The organism is Zoogloea sp. (genome assembly GCF_023150065.1).
Taxonomy (GTDB): domain Bacteria; phylum Pseudomonadota; class Gammaproteobacteria; order Burkholderiales; family Rhodocyclaceae; genus Zoogloea.
Window position 1 is genome coordinate 1 of record NZ_JAKLLN010000202.1, and the last position, 557, is coordinate 557.

The following is a 557-nucleotide window of genomic DNA, read 5'->3' on the forward strand; positions in this document are numbered from 1 at the left end:
TGCCTGGGCCTGGGGGCGCGGCGCGCGCTGGCCCGATGCCCGCCAGTGGACCAGTGCGTCGGTACTGGGCCTGCTGATGCTGGGCGGCGGCTACGGGCTGACCGCGGTGGCCGCCGCCGAGGTCGCCTCCGGGCTGGTGGTGAGCTTCATCGCGGTGGTGCCGGCCATGGTGTCGCTGGCACAGCTGCCCTACGGCGTACGGCCCGGGCGCGCCGAGTGGGCGGGCATTGCGCTGGGTCTGGCCGGCATCGTCGCGCTGTCGGCCGGGCAGGGTTGGAGCGCGTCGACGCTCGGCCTGCTGGCGATCACCGGGGCTTGCGTCACCTGGTCGGTGGGCACGGTGTGGGCCAAGCACGGCCTGCCCGGTGGCCGCGCGCTGGCGCTGGCACCGGGGGCGATGGGCTATGCCAGCCAGATGCTGGCCGGTGGCGCCATGCTGGTGGCGGCCTCGGCGCTGGCGGGTGAAGCACCGCACTGGCCCACGCCGGCCAGCGTGGACGTGCGCGCCCTGGCCTGCTGGGCCTACCTGGTCGTGGCCGGTTCGCTCATGGGCTTCA

General features: G+C 75.4%; 1 protein-coding gene. It reads left to right on the forward strand.

Annotated elements, in window-relative coordinates; translation table 11 throughout:
* The coding region (locus L6Q67_RS24270; protein ID WP_296576300.1) for an EamA family transporter at positions 1-557 on the forward strand (557 nt) is incomplete at both ends.